Annotated in this window: 16 protein-coding genes; 3 read left to right on the forward strand and 13 right to left on the reverse strand. The window is 63.8% G+C overall.

Translation table 11 applies throughout. From position 1 onward, the window contains the following. Positions 1 to 64: 64 nt before the first annotated feature. From phaR to LPA34_RS02175, 6 genes are all read right to left on the reverse strand, one after another. Positions 65 to 646 (reverse strand): polyhydroxyalkanoate synthesis repressor PhaR, encoded by a 582-nt coding sequence (gene phaR / locus LPA34_RS02150; RefSeq protein ID WP_228878685.1) that lies wholly within the window; start codon positions 644 to 646, stop codon positions 65 to 67. 131 nt (positions 647 to 777) lie between these two features. Beyond that, positions 778 to 1,518: a 3-ketoacyl-ACP reductase gene (locus LPA34_RS02155; RefSeq protein ID WP_228974406.1), complete on the reverse strand. Its 741-nt coding sequence runs from the start codon at positions 1,516 to 1,518 to the stop codon at positions 778 to 780. Positions 1,519 to 1,742: 224 nt separating this feature from the next. Further along, a complete protein-coding gene (locus LPA34_RS02160; RefSeq protein ID WP_228974407.1) occupies positions 1,743 to 2,924 on the reverse strand; it encodes an acetyl-CoA C-acetyltransferase in 1,182 nt (393 codons plus the stop codon). Between the two features lie 118 nt (positions 2,925 to 3,042). Then, on the reverse strand, positions 3,043 to 4,992 hold the full coding sequence (gene phaC / locus LPA34_RS02165; RefSeq protein WP_228974409.1) for a class I poly(R)-hydroxyalkanoic acid synthase: 1,950 nt from the start codon (positions 4,990 to 4,992) through the stop codon (positions 3,043 to 3,045). A 444-nt stretch (positions 4,993 to 5,436) separates the two neighbouring features. Next, entirely contained in the window at positions 5,437 to 6,273 is an 837-nt protein-coding gene (pgeF, locus tag LPA34_RS02170) for a peptidoglycan editing factor PgeF (RefSeq protein WP_228974411.1), read from the reverse strand. Further along, complete coding sequence (locus LPA34_RS02175) at positions 6,270 to 7,514, reverse strand: RluA family pseudouridine synthase (RefSeq protein WP_228974412.1); 1,245 nt, start codon at positions 7,512 to 7,514, stop codon at positions 6,270 to 6,272. The genes pgeF and LPA34_RS02175 overlap by 4 nt, the downstream gene beginning before the upstream one ends. 38 nt (positions 7,515 to 7,552) lie before the next feature. Here LPA34_RS02175 and LPA34_RS02180 point away from each other — a divergent pair, with 38 nt between their 5' ends. Further along, complete coding sequence (locus LPA34_RS02180) at positions 7,553 to 8,476, forward strand: outer membrane protein assembly factor BamD (protein WP_228974414.1); 924 nt, start codon at positions 7,553 to 7,555, stop codon at positions 8,474 to 8,476. A gap of 144 nt (positions 8,477 to 8,620) precedes the next feature. Here LPA34_RS02180 and rlmD read toward each other — a convergent pair whose 3' ends face one another. Continuing rightward, positions 8,621 to 10,063, reverse strand: coding sequence for a 23S rRNA (uracil(1939)-C(5))-methyltransferase RlmD (gene rlmD, locus LPA34_RS02185; RefSeq protein ID WP_324251701.1), 1,443 nt, complete (start codon positions 10,061 to 10,063; stop codon positions 8,621 to 8,623). Between the two features lie 53 nt (positions 10,064 to 10,116). Between rlmD and LPA34_RS02190 the strand changes: the two genes are divergently transcribed. Next, positions 10,117 to 11,001 (forward strand): endonuclease/exonuclease/phosphatase family protein, encoded by an 885-nt coding sequence (locus LPA34_RS02190; protein ID WP_228974416.1) that lies wholly within the window; start codon positions 10,117 to 10,119, stop codon positions 10,999 to 11,001. An 87-nt stretch (positions 11,002 to 11,088) separates the two neighbouring features. On the opposite strand, the gene LPA34_RS02195 is transcribed toward LPA34_RS02190, so the two are convergent. From LPA34_RS02195 to surE, 5 genes are read right to left on the reverse strand one after another with little or no spacing between them, the layout of a single operon-like run. Continuing rightward, on the reverse strand, positions 11,089 to 11,877 hold the full coding sequence (locus LPA34_RS02195; RefSeq protein WP_228974417.1) for a 3'-5' exonuclease: 789 nt from the start codon (positions 11,875 to 11,877) through the stop codon (positions 11,089 to 11,091). Between the two features lie 4 nt (positions 11,878 to 11,881). Continuing rightward, the gene (gene rpoS, locus LPA34_RS02200; protein WP_228974420.1) at positions 11,882 to 12,973 is read right to left on the reverse strand and encodes an RNA polymerase sigma factor RpoS; all 1,092 of its coding nucleotides are present in this window, start codon (positions 12,971 to 12,973) and stop codon (positions 11,882 to 11,884) included. An 11-nt stretch (positions 12,974 to 12,984) separates the two neighbouring features. Then, on the reverse strand, positions 12,985 to 13,947 hold the full coding sequence (locus LPA34_RS02205; RefSeq protein WP_228974423.1) for a peptidoglycan DD-metalloendopeptidase family protein: 963 nt from the start codon (positions 13,945 to 13,947) through the stop codon (positions 12,985 to 12,987). 5 nt (positions 13,948 to 13,952) lie between these two features. Continuing rightward, on the reverse strand, positions 13,953 to 15,053 hold the full coding sequence (locus LPA34_RS02210) for a protein-L-isoaspartate(D-aspartate) O-methyltransferase (RefSeq protein WP_228974425.1): 1,101 nt from the start codon (positions 15,051 to 15,053) through the stop codon (positions 13,953 to 13,955). Next, complete coding sequence (surE, locus tag LPA34_RS02215) at positions 15,050 to 15,808, reverse strand: 5'/3'-nucleotidase SurE (RefSeq protein WP_228974427.1); 759 nt, start codon at positions 15,806 to 15,808, stop codon at positions 15,050 to 15,052. The genes LPA34_RS02210 and surE overlap by 4 nt, the downstream gene beginning before the upstream one ends. Before the next feature lie 168 nt (positions 15,809 to 15,976). On the opposite strand from surE, the gene LPA34_RS02220 reads away from it, so the two are divergent. Next, a complete protein-coding gene (locus LPA34_RS02220; RefSeq protein WP_228974725.1) occupies positions 15,977 to 16,951 on the forward strand; it encodes an NADPH:quinone oxidoreductase family protein in 975 nt (324 codons plus the stop codon). A gap of 106 nt (positions 16,952 to 17,057) precedes the next feature. Here the strand turns inward: LPA34_RS02220 and LPA34_RS02225 are convergent, their stop codons facing one another. After that, the gene (locus LPA34_RS02225) at positions 17,058 to 17,882 is read right to left on the reverse strand and encodes an ABC transporter permease (protein WP_228974430.1); all 825 of its coding nucleotides are present in this window, start codon (positions 17,880 to 17,882) and stop codon (positions 17,058 to 17,060) included. Between the last annotated feature and the right edge of the window lie 12 nt (positions 17,883 to 17,894).

Consider the following 17,894-nt stretch of genomic DNA (forward strand, 5'->3'; position numbering starts at 1 on the left):
ATCGACCGTTTTCAGCAGCGCCGCGCCGGTCGATATCGAGTCTCAGGTATCGGCCCCTGCTCCCTTACTTCTTCTCCGGCTCCGGATTCGGATTCGGCTGCTTGTTGAACGGGAACGTGCTGAACATCGATTTCGCCTGCGTCTGCATCTGTTCCTGCATCTGCACGAACATGTTCTTCGACTGCTCGATGTAGCTGGTCATCATCCCCTGCATCATCGGCGCCTGCATGTTCATGAACTGCGACCAGACTTCCGGATTCATCGCGTTGCCTTCGTAGAGCGTCTTCGACTGATCGGTGAGTTTCGCCTGAATATCGATGAACGCCTGAATGTTCTTCTCGAGGTACGTGCCCATCATGCCCTGCATCGCGTGTCCGTAGAAACGGATGATCTGCGAGAGCATCGACGAAGAAAACATCGGCAGCCCGCCGCTTTCCTCTTCGAGAATAATCTGCAGCAGGATCGCGCGCGTCAGGTCCTCGTTGCTCTTGGCGTCGATAACCTTGAAGTCCTCCTGATCCAGGACGAGCGTCTTCACGTCCGTCAACGTGATGTACGTGCTTGTCTCCGTATCGTACAGCCGGCGGTTCGGATACTTCTTGATGAGTCGTTCGGCCGTCGTCTTCTTTGTAGTAGTCGTTGTCATTTAACGCCTTTAAGCGCCCGGGAGCGCAGAAACGGCGCCCGTCGCACGCACAATCGAACCCCTGCGCAATGCGAGACGCCGCCGGAACCATCTGATCCGCAACGCCCCGCCGGAACGGGGCGCAAGCGGGATCAGCCCATATGCAGGCCGCCGTTCAACGAAAAATCGGCGCCTGTCGAAAAACCCGATTCATCCGACGCGAGCCACGCCACGATCGAGCCGATTTCGTCCGGATGCCCAAGACGGCGCACCGGAATTGTCGCCACGATCTTTTCCAGCACATCGGGGCGAATCGATTTCACCATGTCCGTGCCGATATAGCCCGGAGAAATGGTGTTGACGGTCACGCCCTTCGTGGCCACTTCCTGCGCCAGCGACATCGTGAAGCCGTGAATGCCCGCCTTGGCCGTCGAATAGTTGGTTTGTCCGAACTGACCTTTCTGGCCGTTCACCGACGAAATATTGATGATGCGGCCAAAGCCCCGCTCCACCATGCCGTCGATCACCTGCTTCGTCACATTGAAGAGACTCGTGAGGTTGGTGTCGATGACCGCCGTCCAGTCTTCATGCGTCATCTTGCGGAACACCACGTCGCGCGTGATGCCGGCATTGTTGACGAGGATGTCGATCTCGCCGACTTCGGCCTTCACCTTGTCGAACGCCTGCTTCGTCGAATCCCAGTCGCCGACGTTGCCTTCGGACGCAATGAATTCGTACCCGAGCGCCTTCTGCTCGCCCAGCCATTTCTCACGACGCGGGGAATTCGGGCCGCAGCCCGCGACAACCTTGAAACCTTCCTTGTGCAGCCGCTGGCAGATGCTCGTGCCGATGCCACCCATCCCGCCCGTTACATACGCAATTCGCTGTGACATAAACCACACTCCATTATCGTTGTGCGAGGTGCCTGCCGGTATCGACCGGCAGCCTCATTCCTCGCCACTACTGTCTCCGTGCCCTCTCCCTCTGCCCTGCGCGAGTCCCGGCCGGCCTCCATGCCGCGACTCCGCCCACGCGCGAACCGCATGACGGCTGCTGCCCGCGCATCGCGACGCGGCACGAAGCAGCACCGCGCCCCACGGGCAACCGCCATCCGGCGTCAATAGCGCTCGACTGCCAGCGCCACGCCCATCCCGCCGCCGATACACAACGACGCGAGACCCTTCTTCGCATCGCGCTTCTGCATTTCATGCAGCAGCGTGACGAGAATCCGGCAACCGGACGCGCCGATCGGGTGACCGATCGCAATCGCGCCGCCGTTTACGTTGACCTTCGACGTGTCCCAGCCCATCTGCTTATGCACGGCGAGTGCCTGTGCCGCGAACGCTTCGTTGATTTCCATCAGATCGAGGTCCGACGCGCTCCAGCCCGCGCGTTCCAGACAGCGGCGCGACGCCGGCACCGGACCCATGCCCATCACCTTCGGATCGACGCCCGCGCTCGCGTACGCCCTGATGCGCGCGAGCGGCGTGAGGCCCAGCGCCTCGGCCTTCTTCGCCGACATCACGACCACGGCTGCCGCGCCGTCGTTCAGACCCGACGCGTTCGCAGCCGTAACAGTGCCTTCCTTCGAGAACGCGGGCTTGAGACTCGCGAGCGATTCCGCGGTCACACCGTGGCGCACGAATTCGTCGGTCGCGAAGCGTACCGGATCACCTTTGCGTTGCGGGATCTCAACCGGGACAATTTCATCATCGAAGCGGCCAGCCTTCTGTGCGGCTTCCGCCTTATTCTGTGACAACGCGGCAAACGCGTCCTGCTGCTGGCGCGTGATGTCGTATTCCTTCGCGACGTTTTCCGCGGTGACACCCATGTGGTACTGGTTGTACACATCCCACAGGCCGTCGACGATCATGCTGTCGATGAGTTTCGCGTCGCCCATGCGAAAGCCATCGCGCGAGCCCGGCAGCACGTGCGGCGCCGCGCTCATGTTTTCCTGCCCGCCGGCGACGACAATATCCGCGTCGCCCGCAATGATCGCGTTGGCCGCAAGCATCACGGCCTTGAGACCCGAGCCGCACACCTTGTTGATCGTCATGCCCGGCACGGCCGCCGGCAGCCCGGCCTTGATCAGCGCCTGGCGTGCCGGGTTCTGGCCCGAACCTGCCGTCAGCACCTGACCGAGGATGACTTCGCTGATCTGCTCGGGTTTCAGGCCGGCACGCTCGAGAACGGCGCGGACAACCGTCGCGCCAAGATCGGGCGCGGCGATTTTCGCCAGCGACCCGCCGAATTTGCCGACTCCAGTACGTGCGGCCGATACGATCACAACATCAGTCATTTTCATTTCCTCCGGGCGTTACGGTTCGATACTCCGCAGCCCGTCAAGTTAAAAATCCATCTGCTTCGATTACGGTTTCTCTTAATGCCGCCGCCGTTGCTGCGCCATTCCTTTGCTGTCAGTCGCGCTGAAGCACATAACGACCCGGTGCGGGTTCGATTGCGCGATGCTCCGCCGAGCCAGGCTCGGCGCGCGGCTTGACCTTCTTCCCGGCGTACTGCTCGAGCCATTGCGTCCACTCCGGCCACCAGCTACCCGGCACTTCGGCTGCCTGTTCGAACCAGGCGTCGGCTGTCGCTGGCAGGTTCTTCGCCTCGCCCTGGAGCACCCAGTAGTTACGCTTGTTCTTTTTGGGCGGATTGATCACGCCCGCGATGTGTCCGGACGCGCCGAGCACGAATCTGAGCGGCCCGGAAAGAAGTGGCACCGAGGCATACGCCGTTTGCCACGGCACGATATGGTCTTCACGCGAACCGTAGATGAAGGTCGGCACGTCGATACGCGAGAGGTCGACCTGCTCGCCGCACACAGTCAGCGCGCCCGGTTCGCGCAGCCTGTTCTCGAGATACGTGTTGCGCAGATACCAGACATACATCGGACCGGGCAGGTTCGTCGAATCGCTGTTCCAGTAAAGCAGATCGAACGGCACCGGCGTGCGGCCCTTCAGGTAGTTATCGACGACGTAATTCCACACGAGGTCGTTCGGCCGCAGGAACGAAAACGTATTCGCGAACTCGATGCCGCGCATGAGGCCAGGCTGACCACCCCCCATGCCGCCAATCGTCTGCTCGCGCATCTTCACATGCGACTCATCGACGAATACGTCGAGCACGCCGGTATCGCTGAAGTCGAGCATCGCGGTGAGCAGCGTCATCGACGCAGCCGGATGTTCACCGCGCGCGGCCGCGACGGCAAGCGCCGTGGCGAGCATCGTGCCGCCGACGCAAAAACCAAGCGTATTGATCTGCTCGCGCCCGCTGATCTGGCGAACGGTTTCGATCGCGGCGAGCACACCGCCGCCGATGTAGTCGTCCCACGTCTTGTGGACGATCGAGGCATCCGCGTTGCGCCACGAAATCAGGAACACCTGATGTCCCGAATCGAGACCGTGCGCGACAAGCGAATTCTCCGGCTGCAGATCGAGAATGTAGAACTTGTTGATGCACGGCGGCACGATCAGCAACGGCCGCTCGCGCACCGTCGCCGTACGCGGCTTGTACTGGATCAGTTGCAGCAGTTCGTTTTCGAAGACCACCGAACCCTCGGTGTTCGCGAGGTTCTTGCCCACCACGAAGCCGGATTCGTCCGTCTGCGAAATCTTGCCGCGCTGCAGGTCGCCCAGCAGATTCATCACGCCCTGACGCAGGCTGTCACCCTGGCTTTCGAGCAGCGTCTTTTGCGCTTCGGGATTCAAAGCGAAGAAGTTGCTGGGCGATGCCGCCGCGGTCCATTGCTGGACAGCGAAGCGGATGCGCTCGCGTGTCTTTGCATCGGTCTCGATCGCGTCGACGAGTTCCTGGAGATAGCGTGCGTTCAGCAAATACCATGCAGCGGTAAATGCGTAAGCAGGCGTCGCGCTCCACGCATCTGCGCTGAAACGCCGGTCTTTCAGTTCGGGAATGGCCGGCTTCGCATCGGCGGCCTGCTGCATCAGTTGCAGCGCTTCGCGCGAATAGTCCGACTGCAATTGCTGAAGACGCCCGGGCGGAATCGCCGCCGAGGGCATATTCAACGCGGCAAACGGCGACATCGAAGCCGCCGCCTTGCTGAAATCGGGCATACCGGGAAACGGCATCTGTGGCATGCCGGGCATCGGGAACGGCGATCCGTTCGAGCCATTCGCACCGAAACCCGTAACGGTCCACCAGGGCGCGGCCGCACTGGCCGCCGCGGCACCTTCCGCAGGCCGGGCCGCACTGCCGGCCGCGCGCCATGCATTCATCCAGGCGTCGAACATCTGCTGCATCCCGGCGGGCGAAGTCGCGGTATCGGGTGCGGCCTGCGGTTGCGCGGCCTCCGGTGACGCGGCCTTACGGGAAGAAGTCGTAGAACGTTTTGATGCAGCCATACCTGCTTTGACCGGTAAGTCCTGACGGACTGGTTGAGAGGCAGGTGATACGCACGTGGGCGATTGCTCGCGACCTCGTCACGCCCTGTCCCGTGGTGAGGAACATTCTTGCTCCCCATTGCAAGGCATGTCAATGCTTGATCCCGATTTTGCCGCAGTGCGATATTTTTTTAATTATCGTTTTCCCCATGTCCTTTTTAAGGGCATTGAAATCGCGATTTGTCAACGCTCCGGATAACCGTGAATGCGCGGTTGTTTTACATCTATTGGCGCCCTGGCAGCGCTTTATGCAGCCTTTTGTGCTGCCTCATCCACGTGATGATGTGTTATCGGCCGTACGGCCCGATGCGAATCCGGCGGCGCAGCAAAATTGCCGGCACGAAAGAAACCCGGGCACTCACGTCAGGCAGCGCGTCGCGCGCTTTCGATCCGTTCGCAGCACGCTCAATCGGCGAGCCAGATCATCGCCGCCATGCGTCCCGTTTCGGCATCGCGCCGATACGAATAAAAGCGCGATCGCCCAGTCACGGTACAGGCATCGGCGCCCGTGATCTGCGTCACGCCGATCTGGTTCAAACGAATGCGTGCGAGTGCCGGAAGATCCGCGAGGTATTTACCGGGCCATTCGGCACGCGGCACGAACGCCTTCGACGTGGCGTCGCGTTGTGCCCCGTCGACACCGTTCATGAAGGCGTCACGCACGTCTGCCCCAACCTCGAATGCTGTCGGTCCGATCGACGGCCCGAGGTACGCATGCAAGCCTTCGAGCCCGGTTCCCGCGAGTTGCGCGACACGCGCCGCCGTCTTCTCGACGATGCCGGCAGCGAGGCCTCGCCAGCCCGCATGCGCCGCGCCGACCGCGCGGCCGTTGGCATCGCACAGCAGCACTGGCATGCAGTCGGCGATCATCACGATGCACATCGTGCCGGGCCGGTCTGTCACGCTGGCGTCGGCGCGCACGGGCGCCGCGCCCTGCCGCGCGCCTGCGAGCACGTCGGCGGCATTCACGACTTCCGCGCCATGGATCTGCTCAAGCCACGCCGCCGGCGTGCCCGTCAGCGCGAGCAGACGCGCGCGGTTGAGTTCGACGGCCTCGGGATCGTCGCCCGCGCGACGGCCCAGGTTCAGGCCGCCAGGCTGTTCGACGCCATCCGTCCAGCGTCCGAACGGCGGCCGGCTCACGCCGCCGTTACGCGTCGTGACGAGCGAGTGCACGCGCGGCGAGACGCGCCACACGGGCTGCAATACGTCGGCAAACGTCAGCTCAGGTGCGCTCGTCATGCGTCGTCCCCGTCTTCGTCGTCGCCGTGCGGCAGGCCGGAAGAGGCGTCGTCTTCGTCGTCGCCGTCGTCGTAGTTGTCGTATTCCTCGCCGTATTCGTCGTCGAATGCGCCTTCGTCATCGCGGCCGAGGCCGAGCGCCGCCGACAGCGCCGCCATGTCGTCCGGCACGTCCGCGCGCCACTGCATCGAGCGGCCCGTCTCCGGATGGATCAGCCCAAGACGCCACGCGTGCAGCGCCTGGCGCGCGAAACCATCCGGCAGCGGCGTCACCGAGCGTTTGCCGCGTGCGCGCCCGTACACCGGATCGCCCAGCAGCGGATGGCCGATATGCGCGCAGTGCACCCGGATCTGATGCGTGCGGCCGGTTTCGAGGTCGCAATGAATCGCCGACACCGGCTGCCGTTCCCATATCGTCGAATCGACACGCCGGAAGTGCGTGCGCGCGGCCTTGCCCGCCGCGCTCGTGACCACGGCCATGCGCGTGCGTTCGCGCGGATCACGGCCGATCGGCGCGTCGATCGTGCCCTCTTCGGGCATGTTGCCCCACACGAGCGCGAGATAGCGCCGCTTCACGGTGTGCGCCTGCAACTGGCGCACGAGATCGGTCTGCGCCTCGAGCGTGCGCGCGACGACCATCAGCCCGGAGGTTTCCTTGTCGAGCCGGTGCACGATGCCGGCGCGCGGCAGGCCGGCGGCCGACGCGCCGTAGCGGTACAACAGGCCGTTGAGCATCGTGCCGCCCCAGTTGCCCGCCGCCGGATGCACGACGAGGCCAGCTGGCTTGTTGATGACGACGAGCGTGTCGTCTTCGTAGACGATGTCGAGCGGCACCGGCTCCGGCGTAAATGCCAGCTGCTCGGGCAAAAGATCGGGAATCAGCTCGATGGTGGCGCCCAGCGGCACCGGCTGACGGATTTTCGCGGGCGCGCCGTCGATGCGCACACGCTGCGCCTCGATCCAGCTTTGCAGCCGGTTCCGGGAAAATTCGGGGAAGAGTTTCGCGAGCACCTTGTCGAGCCGGTCGCCGGCCATGTCGTCCGGCACCTGCGCGATGCGGGGCGCTTCGTCGACCGGCCGGCTCGCCACCATCTGCGCGGCGTACGGTACAAGTGTGTCGCTACCGGGATCGTCGTCGAGGGAATCGGCTGCCAGCGCGTCGTCGGGCTCGGCGCTTGGGCTATAATCTTTGTTGCTATCCGGAGTACCGGCGGCGGTACCCGGAGTTTTTGAGCGGGTCATTGAGTCTGGGTCACCTGGACGTAAAGCTAGACTGGAAAATGCGAGCCTTGAATATCATTACTAATACGGCCCAAACAACGGCACGAGTGGCGACACAAGCGGCAGCACACGCGGCGGCATATTCAACCCGCCAGGCTGCGGCGCTGAAAGCGGCCCGCAGCCTGAAAAATGTCGCCCGTTATCTTGCCTGTGCAGCAGCGCTCGCGATCGTGGCAGCCTGCCACGGCCTGCCCGAAAAGACGGACGAGACAGCCGTCTGGACCAACAACAAATTATATACGGAGGCGCAGGACGCGCTCTCCGGCGGCGACTGGGGCAAGTGCGCGAAGTACTTCGAACAGCTCGAAGGCCGCGACCCGTTCGGCCATTTCGCGCAGCAGGCGCAGATCAACGTGGCGTACTGCAGCTGGAAAGACAGCGAAGCCGCCAACGCCGATCAGGCCGTCGACCGCTTTATCCAGCTGCACCCGGATCACCCGGACATTGCCTACGCGTACTATCTGAAGGGCATGATCCACTTCAACGACGATCTGGGTCTGTTCGGCCGCTTCTCCGGTCAGGACATGAGCGAGCGTGATCCGAAATCGCTGCGCGAGTCGTATGACGCGTTCAAGGTGGTCGTCGACAAATATCCCAACAGCAAGTACGCGCCGGATGCCGCGCAACGCATGCGCTACATCGTGAATGCGCTGGCTTCGCACGAAGTGCACGCGGCGGACTACTACTACCGTCGTGGCGCGTACGTGGCCGCCATCAACCGTGCGCAACTCGCGATCAAGGAATACAAGAACGCCCCGGCGATCGAAGACGCGCTGCACATCATGATGCTGTCGTACCAGAAGCTCGACCAGCCGCAACTGGCCGACGATACGAAGCGTGTGCTGGCCGGCACGTTCCCGGACAGCCCGTACGTCACGGGTCATGCTCGCCCCGGCGTGAAAAAGTCCTGGTGGCAGTTTTAAACCAGTCCCGCCCGGGTCAAACAGAAACGCCACGGAATTTTCCGTGGCGTTTCTGTTTGTGGCGGCCAGATTGTTGCCGGATTGCTGTCCATCTCCAGTCTTCAGGGATCGCATCGATCCTGAAGACTGGCGCGAACCGCTCGTTCAGTCCCGCTCGAACAGCGCGATCGATTCGACGTGCGACGTATGCGGGAACATGTTCACCACACCCGCGCCCTTCAGACGGTAGCCCGCCTCGTGAACCAGCAGCCCGGCGTCACGCGCGAGCGTCGCCGGATTGCACGATACGTAGACCATGCGCTTCGGCAGCGGGCCGTCGCCGCTCCGCGCGATTTCAGCAAGCGCCTTCGCCACCGCCAGCGCCCCTTCGCGCGGCGGATCGATCAGAAACCTGTCGAAGTGACCCAGCGCGCGCAGGTCGTCGGCCGTGATTTCGAAGAGGTTGCGGCACGCGAACGACGTATGGCCCGCCACGCCGTTTGCTTCGGCGTTGGCCAGCGCGCGCGTCGTCAGGGCTTCGCTGCCTTCGATACCGACGACTTCCCTCGCCACCCGCGCGAGCGGCAGCGTGAAGTTGCCGATGCCGCAGAACAGATCGAGCACACGATCCGTCGCGGCGGGCGCGAGCAGGCGCAGCGCGCGGCTCACCAGCACACGGTTGATCTGGTGGTTCACCTGTGTGAAATCGGTCGGTTTGAACGGCATCCGGATGTCGTATTCCGGCAGCGTGTAATCCAGCTGTGCGTCGAGCGGGTAGAACGGCGTGACGGTCTCCGGCCCCTTCGGCTGCAGCCAGAACTGCACGTTATGCGTATCGGCGAAATCGCGTAGCAGCTGTTCGTCGGCGGCGTTGACCGGCTCCAGCACACGCAGCACGAGCGCCGTCACCGACGCGCCCACCGCAAGCTCGATCTGTGGCAAGCAATCGCGGATCGACAGCCCTTCCACGAGACGACGCATCGGCACCAGCATCGCCGACACGTGCGGCGGCAGCACTTCGCAGGTCGTCATGTCGGCGACGTAGCTGCTTTTCTTTTCGTGAAAGCCGATCAGCACGCCGCCCTTCTTTTCGATGTCGCGCACGGTCAGGCGTGCACGGTAACGATAGCCCCACGACGGCCCGTGAATCGGCCGGAACACGGTTTCGGGACGCAACTTCGCGAGATGTGAAAGATTGTCTTCGAGCACGCGCTGCTTCACGGCGATCTGCGCGCGGATCTCCAGATGCTGCATCGAGCAGCCGCCGCACGTGCCGAAATACCGGCACTGCGGTTTCGTACGGATCACGCTTTCGCGCAGCACGTCGACCACCGTCGCCTGCTCGAACTTTGCCTTCCTGCGATAACTCAAATAGGTGACACGTTCGCCCGGCAGTGCGCCTTCGACGAAAATCACCTTGCCCGGCGCGCCGTCTTCATTGACGGTACGGCCGACGCCACGCGCTTCCATGTCGAGCGATTCGATTTCGAGAATGGGGGCAATAACGGGCGCGTCGCCGGCAGCCGTTCTGGCGGACCCGGACGAGGGCCTGTTTCTACGCGAGCGATGATGGTACGTTCGAGACACCTGCGGCTTCCTGACAGACATGTGGGGAAAGGCGAGATTGTAGACGAAGCGCAACCGGCACCGGAGAACTGACAATGCGATTGATCAGCTGGAACGTGCAGTGGGGACGCAGCGCGGACGGCGTGGTGGACCTCGTGCATACGCTCGACGAAGCACGACGCCTCGCCGATTTCGATGTGCTGTGCGTGCAGGAAATCACCCGCGGCCTGGGCGCGCTGGCCGGTCATCCGGGCGACGACCAGTTTGCGGAACTGGCGCGTCTGTTGCCCGGATATACGGTGCTGGACGCCATCGGGGCCGATTTACCGGCGGTCAGTTCACGGGTGTCGGGCGCCGCGGGCCCGGCCGGCGCGCCGCTGCGTCGCCAGTTCGGCAATGCGCTGGTGACGCGGCTGCCGGTCCAGCGTGTGATCCGTCACGCGCTGCCATGGCCTGCCGATCCGGCCGCGCCCTCGATGCAGCGTGTCGCGCTCGAAGCCGTGCTTGACGCGCCGGGCGGCGCGCTGCGCGTACTGGTGACGCATCTGGAGTTTTATTCGCTGACGCAGCGGCTCGCGCAGGTCGACGCATTGCGGCGGCTTCAGCAGGAAGCCGCCGGTCATGCGGAACACCCGGCGCCCGCTGAAGATGCGATCAGCCCGTTCAACGCCACGGAACGGCCGGTCAGCGCGCTCGTATGCGGCGACTTCAACAGCGCATCCGGAAGCGAGGCGTATCGGAGGATGCTCGAGCCGCTCGCGGGCAGTCCTGCCTTCATCGACTGCTGGACGACGCTGCATCCCGGCGCGACGCCGCCACCGACAGCTGGCGTCCACGATACCGTGCAATGGAAAAATGGCTCGCTGACCTGCGATTTCGTGTTCGCGACCGAAGATCTGCGCGACCGTCTGCGCAGTTGCGAGATCGACGGCGCGACGCGCGCCTCGGACCATCAGCCGCTCGTGCTTGAACTGGACTAGCGAAATGCCTGGGTAGCCGTCCTTGCTGGAGAGCCGCCTGTAGCCGCCACGGTGTTGCACCACGGCAAGCGGCGCGCGGCAAACCCGTCAGCCGGCCGGCGCCTGATCGAACGCCGCCAGATATTCAGACCAATGCGCCGCGGGCTCCTGCGCGAGCGCATTCTTGACGAGGACGATTTCGTCGTCGTACTCCGCCGCCGAAAAACCGCCGCGCAGCAACTGGAAGCGGCAGTACAGCAGGTACGTGTTCACCACATCCGTCTCGCAATAATTGCGGATTTCCTCGATGCGGCCCTGCTGAAACGCATGCCACACCTGGCCGCCGTCCATGCCGAGCTTGCCGGGAAAGCCGCACATCTTCGCGAGCGCGTCGAGCGGCGCGTTGGCGCGCGCCTGATACATCGCCAGCACGTCCATCAGGTCGGTGTGGCGCGCGTGATAGCGGCTGATGTAGTTGTTCCACTTGAAATCGCGGTCGTCCTCGCCGAGATCCCAGAAACGCGATGCCGGAATGCCGTTCACCAGCGCCCGGTAATTGAGCACCGGCAGATCGAAGCCGCCGCCGTTCCACGACACCAGTTGCGGCGTGTATTTCTCGATCACCCGGTAGAACGACTGGATCAGCGCCGCCTCGCCATCGGCCAGCGTGCCGAGCGAACGCACGCGAAAACCCGCGTTGTCGCGAAACACGCACGAAATCGCCGCGATGCGCTGCAGATGATGCGGAAGAAAATCGCTTCCCGTCTTCTCGCGACGCGCGGCAAAGGCGTGTTCGGCGACTTCGTCGTCGGTCAGCGTGGCGGGGAGCCCTTCGAGACGGCGAATGCCGGCAACATCGGGAATCGTCTCGATGTCGAAAACAAGAATAGGTGTCATCGGGTTACAGAACGGCGTCCTTGCGCACACCGTTAGAGGCGAAGAATCGCTTCAGCCGCACCAGCGCTTCCTGCTGGATCTGGCGCACGCGTTCGCGCGTGAGGCCCATTTCGTCGGCGAGTTCTTCCAGCGTGGCGGGCTCGATGTGATTCAGCCCGAAGCGGCGTTCGATCACATGACGATGCTTGTCCGACAGCCGCGCGAGCCATGCCCGCGTCAGCGTTTCGAGTTCGCGGTGCTGCACTTCGGCATCCGGCGACTGGCTCTGGTCGTCCGACAGCAGATCGAGCAGGCTGCTCGCCGGATCGAGATCCAGCGGCGCGTCGAGCGATGCCGTGTGCTCGTTCAGTGCGAGGATATCGGTGACTTCGTCGGTGGTTTTGCCGGTCAGATAGGCGATATCGTCGATGCTGGCGTCGCGGCGGTCGGCCGCCGGGCCGGCATTCATCGAATTTTTTTCCAGATGGCGTTTTGCGCGCAGCACCTGATTGAGCTCGCGGATCACATGAACCGGCAGACGCACCGTACGTGCCTGATTCATGATCGCGCGCTCGATGCTCTGGCGGATCCACCATGTGGCATACGTCGAAAAGCGGAAGCCGCGCGTGGGATCGAATTTCTCGATCGCATGCATGAGGCCGAGATTGCCTTCCTCGATCAGGTCGAGCAGCGGCACGCCGCGATTCAGATAGCCCTTGGCGATACTGACGACGAGCCGCAGGTTGCGCTCGATCATCACCTGCCGCGCCTCGAACTCGCCTGCCTTCGCGAGCCGCGAGTAACGCTGCTCTTCCTCGACCGTCAGGAGCGGCTTGACGCTGATGCGGTTCAGATAATGCTGGATCGTGTCGGCGGTGAGTTCCGCCTGCAGCAGCGCGCGAAAATCGTCCGCGTCGGGTGGGGAATCGGTTGCGCCATCGCGTGCATCAGCGCCCTCTTCGGCGCCGGCCTGACGCTCGTCAAGTTCGGCGGCGTTATCGATTTCGTCCACGCTGTCGTCGTCGTTCACAGCGCCGCCGTCTTCCACCGAAACAGGCGTGGCACGGCTGACTGTCTCAGTTCCGGCTTGCAGCGGGCGGCGCTTCGATTTCGGCATGGTCGTATCGCTTATTGCGGCGGCAAATACTTCAGTGGGTCGACAGGTTTGCCCTGCCGGCGAACTTCGAAATGCAACATCACACGGTCCGAATCGCTGTTGCCCATTTCGGCGATTTTCTGCCCACGGGTTACAGCGTCACCCTCTTTTACCATCAAAGCACGGTTATGTGCATATGCGGTGAGATAAGTCGCGTCATGCTTGATGATAATGAGATTGCCGTATCCGCGCAGCCCATTTCCAGCATAAACGACACGGCCGTCCGCCGAAGCCTTCACCGGATCGCCCGCCGCGCCGCCAATATTCACGCCCTTGTTCTTCGCGTCGTCGAAGGTGCCGAGGATCGGTCCGTGCACCGGCCACGCAAACGCGATGTTGCCGTTCGCCGCCGCGCTGGTGTCGCTTGCGGGTGCCTGCGGCGTCGCGCCCGGCGGTGTCGTCGCGGTCAAGCCGGAGCCGTAGACCGGCGGCGCGGCGGTGACACCCGTCGTCACACCGGCTGCGGGACCCGCGGCGCCCGGCGCTGCGCCGCCAAGCGGTGCAGCCTGCACACCGCCGCCGCCGATCGGCGATGTGGCGACACCCGGCGTCAGCGCGGCGACGTTCGCGCCCGGCGGCGCCACGCGCAGCAACTGGTCGACTTCGATCTGGTTCGGGTTCGTCAGGTTGTTCCAGGTCGAGATATCGCGATAATTCTGGCCGTTCTCCAGCGCGATCCGGTACAGCGTATCGCCTGGCTTCACACGGTAGTAGCCCGGAGGCGGCGGCCCGAGCGGCACGGCCGGCTGCGCAGCCGCGCCGGCCTGTGTGCCGATCGCACCCGTACCGGAGAGGTCGACGACGGGCGCGGCGTCAAAGCGCGTCGCGCAGGCCGTCAACAGGGAGAGCGCGGCTACACACGCACTACGCCGGGCTATGGTCATGACGGTCGAGTCGTTCAGGCTGGTTATTTGCATCGCGCGCAACATACTCATCGGTTTCAGATCACTCCGGATTTTAAGGGTACAAAGAAAACACGATCAAGCCGCGACTCGCGCCACTGCGCGGGGCCCGCGCGCTCGACGAGCGTCAGCACCTGCGACTGCCCTTCCTGCGAGCCGACCGGCGCGACGAGCCGCCCGCCGATCGCCAGCTGTTCGAGGAGCGCATGCGGCACGTCGAGGCCCGCGGCGGCGATCACGATCGCATCGAACGGCGCCACCGCCGGCAGACCGACGCGGCCGTCGCCGTAATGCAGACGGATGTTCGGGATGCGCAACGGCCGCAGATTGATCTTCGCGCGCTCGAAAAGCGGCTTGATACGTTCAATCGAATAAACATCGCGTGCGACCTGGCTCAGCACGGCCGCCTGATAGCCACAGCCGGTACCGATTTCAAGCACGTTCGCGAGCGGCCGGCCCGCCGCGGCCAGCTCGATCATGCGCGCGACGACCGACGGCTTCGAGATCGTCTGGTGATGACCGATCGGCAGCGCCGCATCTTCGTAGGCCTGGGTCGCGAGACCGGGGTCGACGAACATGTGACGCGGCACGACGGACATTGCATTCAGCACGCGCGGATCGGTCACGCCGTTCGCCCGCAGGCGTTCGACCATGCGCTCGCGAACGCGTTCCGAAGTCAGCGCCATGGCGCTGCTGAGCGCGACGTTCGGCGCGGTGGAGCGTCCCGCATGCGGAGCGACCGCTTTTACCTGAGACGGACCGGCCGGCGACGGTTTCAATGCCCGCGCCCTGACTGCAGCCGGTTTGACCGCCGCGGGTTTGACCGCAACTGGTTTGACGATGACGGGTTGCGCGGCCGCGGGCCTGGCCGCTGCAGGGTTGCTGTTCGCCGGCGAGGCGATCGTGGTTGCCGGACGGGCGTGCAGCGGCTTGACGGTCGCGGGCGCGGCGCTCGCGGGTTTAAGGATCGTTGGCTTGAGCGCCGCGGGTTTCACGGCCGCCGTTGCGGCAGGCTTCACGACGGCCGGCTTGCCGCTCGCCACGGCGCGCGTCTCGCCCGCGCGGCCTTCGGGCCGGCGCGGTTCACGCACGAGATCGGCGAGACCGAGTGGAAAGCGCTTTGCGCGTTCGCTGGTCATTGAGCGCCGCTCCCGGCGCGCGCCCAGTCGCGCGCCGCGGGCAGCATCTGCGTGTGGGTCAGGTCGAGTTGCAGCGGTGTGATCGAAACATGGCCGTTCGCGACGGCGTGAAAATCGGTGCCTTCGCTGGCATCGCGCGCGCTGCCCGATGGCCCGATCCAGTAGATCGGTTCACCGCGCGGGTTGGTCTGGCGAATCACCGGCTGCGACGGATGGCGCTTGCCCAGCCGTGTCACCTGCCAGTCACGCAACGCATCGTAAGGCAGATTCGGAATATTGACGTTCAGCAGCGGATGCCCTGGCAGCGGATACTCGAAATAATGCGCGACGATTTCGGCGGCGACCCGCGCTGCGTCTTCGAGATGCACCCAGTCCTTGTCGACGAGCGAAAACGCAATGGCCGGCACACCGAACATGATGCCTTCGGTCGCGGCGGCGACGGTGCCCGAATAGAGCGTGTCTTCGCCCATGTTCTGGCCGTTGTTGATACCCGAGACGACGAGGTCCGGTATGTGATCCAGCATGCCCGTCAGCGCGATGTGGACGGAGTCCGTCGGCGTGCCGTTCACATAGTAGAAACCGTTCGACGAACGCAGCACCGAAAGCGGCCGCGACAGCGTCAGCGAGTTCGACGCGCCGCTGCAGTTCTGCTCGGGCGCCATCACCGTAACATCGGCGAGCGGCTTCAGCGCTTCATGAAGCGCGGCGAGGCCGGGCGCCAGATAACCATCGTCATTACTGATCAGGATTCGCATGCGGCGATTGTAACCGAGGAACCCGGCGATTAAACACGCCGTGCGGTCGACCTTCAGGCCGGGACGCGATGCACAGCGAGGCCCGGCATGAATAGCACGGTCGTGCGGGTTGATTTACACTCGATCGCTCAAACCGGTCAATCGATCAACAACGCGAAGGAAAACACGATGCGCGCAATTCGCTGCAACCAGTACGGTCCGCCGGAAAGCCTGACCGTCGAAACGCTGTCCGACCTCGAACCGAAGGCCGGCGAAGTGGTCATCGATGTCAAGGCGGCCAGCGTCAATTTCCCGGACGTGCTGATCATCGAGAACAAGTATCAGATGAAGCCGCCCCTGCCGTTCACGCCGGGCTCGGAAGTCGCGGGCGTCGTGCGTGCGGTGGGCGATGGCGTGCGCGATTTCAGGGTGGGCCAGCGCGTCGTCGCGTTCACGGGCTCGGGCGCGTTCGCCGAGCAGGCGGTGGCGCCCGCCACCGCCTGCGTGCCGCTTCCCGACGACGCCGATTTCGCTGTCGCCGCCGCGTTCACGCTGGCGTATGGCACCTCCCATCACGCGGTCGTCGATCGCGCGCAACTGAAAACCGGCGAGACGATGCTCGTGCTGGGTGCCGCTGGCGGCGTGGGCCTCGCCGCGGTCGAGATCGGCAAGGCGCTCGGCGCCCGTGTGATCGCGGCCGCATCGACCGACGAAAAACTCGCGACCTGTGTCGAACACGGTGCGGACGCAACGATCAACTACAGCCGCGAGGATCTGCGCGAGCGGATCAAGGCGCTCACCGACGGCAACGGTCCCGATGTGATCTACGACCCCGTTGGCGGCATCTATTCGGAACCGGCGTTTCGCAGTATCGGCTGGCGCGGCCGCTATCTGGTGGTCGGCTTCGCGAACGGCGAGATTCCGAAGCTGCCGCTGAATCTGACGCTACTGAAAGGCGCGAGCATCGTCGGCGTGTTCTGGGGCGATTACGCGCGGCGCGAGCCACAGAATAATGTTGCCGGCTTCGAGGAGATGCTCGGCTGGATGAAGGCGGGCAAGCTGCGCCCGCACATCTCGGCGCGCTACGCGCTCGAGGACACGCCACGCGCACTGCGCGACATGGCGGAACGGCGTGTGATCGGCAAGATCGTCATTACGCCCTGAAGCGCTTCGCTTTCCTCGCGGCGAGGAAACCTTTCAAAAAAGCAGCGCGCGATCCGCAACATCGCGCGCTTTTCGTTTGCCGCCCTGCTTTCTCCCGGGCCTTTCTTTACAGCTTCTCGGTTTCGCCGCTCTTTGGCTGCCACTTCATCAGACGACGCTCCGCCACGCCGACGATGCCATCAAGAATCAGCGCGAACGCGGTCAACACGAGGATGCCCGCGAACACCGTATTGATATCGAACGTGCCTTCGGCCTGCAGGATCAGATAACCGACGCCGCGCGCCGAGCCCAGATATTCGCCGACCACCGAGCCAACGAACGCAAGCCCCACTGACGTATGCAGGCTCGAAAATACCCAGCTCATCGCGCTTGGCAGATAGACGTTGCGCAACAGCTGCTTGCGGTTCGCGCCAAGCATGCGCGCGTTGGCGAGCACGACAGGGCTGACTTCCTTCACGCCCTGATAGACGTTGAAGAACACGACGAAGAACACGAGCGTCACGCCAAGCGCGACTTTCGACCAGATGCCGAGCCCGAACCACACGCCGAAAATCGGCGCGAGAATCACGCGCGGCATCGAGTTCGCGGCCTTGACGTAAGGATCGAACAGCGCGCTCGTCACCGGCGCGAGTGCGAGCCACAGGCCGATGCCAAGACCGAAGACCGTGCCGAACGCGAACGCGAGCACGGTTTCGATCAGCGTGATCCACAGATGCAGATAGATTTCCCCGCCGGAAAACCATTCCCAGATGCGCACGAGCACCTTCTGCGGTTCGCCGAAGAAGAACGCGGCCTTGTTCGGATCGTCGAAATAGAACGGCGGCAACAGCGTCGGGCTGGTCAGCGCGTACCACAGCAGAAAGCTCAGCACGAGCAGCAGCCACTGCCAGATCACCAGGTTGGCGCGATTCGGGAGCACACGCTTCCACATGTCTTCGTTACC

Origin of the sequence: Paraburkholderia gardini (assembly GCF_907164575.1) — a bacterium.
In the GTDB taxonomy this organism is placed as follows: Bacteria; Pseudomonadota; Gammaproteobacteria; order Burkholderiales; family Burkholderiaceae; genus Paraburkholderia; species Paraburkholderia gardini.